The sequence below is a fragment of the Pseudoalteromonas sp. Z9A5 genome, assembly GCF_011378875.1.
Lineage (GTDB): Bacteria > Pseudomonadota > Gammaproteobacteria > Enterobacterales > Alteromonadaceae > Pseudoalteromonas.
Genome location: NZ_WTLC01000072.1, coordinates 1 through 585, shown reverse-complemented (window position 1 = coordinate 585; position 585 = coordinate 1). Strand labels below are relative to the sequence as shown.

Below are 585 nucleotides of genomic sequence, written 5' to 3'. Positions count from 1 at the left end.
CTGTTAACGATGCGCCTATTGCCGTTAATGATGGTCCAATTTCAGTAACAGAAGATACCCCAGCCACTGGTAATGTATTAACCAACGACACCGATGCAGATGGTGACGCACTTAATGTGACACAGTTTGTTATTGCAGGTGATACAACGGTTTATACTGCCGGAACAACAGCAACAATTGCGGGCGTCGGTGCGTTACTCATTAATGCTGATGGTAGTTTTACCTTTACCCCTGCTACTAATTACACCGGCCCAGTGCCAAGTGCAACTTACACCATTACTGATAATAATGGCGCCACTGACACGGCAATACTTAGCTTTAGTAATATGGTACCTGCTAATGATGCGCCTGAAGCCGTTAATGATGGTCCAATTTCAGTAACAGAAGATACCCCAGCCACTGGCAATGTACTCACCAATGACACTGATATCGATGGCGATACCCTAACGGTAACGCAGTTTGTTATTGCAGGTGATACAACGGTTTATATTGCCGGAACAACAGCAACCATTGCGGGCGTCGGTGCGTTACTCATTAATGCCGATGGTAGCTTTACCTTTACCCCTGCTCCTGATTACAACGGTC

At 46.0% G+C, this 585-nt stretch carries 1 protein-coding gene; it reads left to right on the top strand.

Going from position 1 to position 585, the window contains the following annotated elements; all coding sequences use genetic code 11:
- Positions 1 to 585, top strand: a 585-nt coding sequence (locus GQR56_RS21395; protein WP_206018241.1) for an Ig-like domain-containing protein, incomplete at both ends; no start/stop codon positions are given.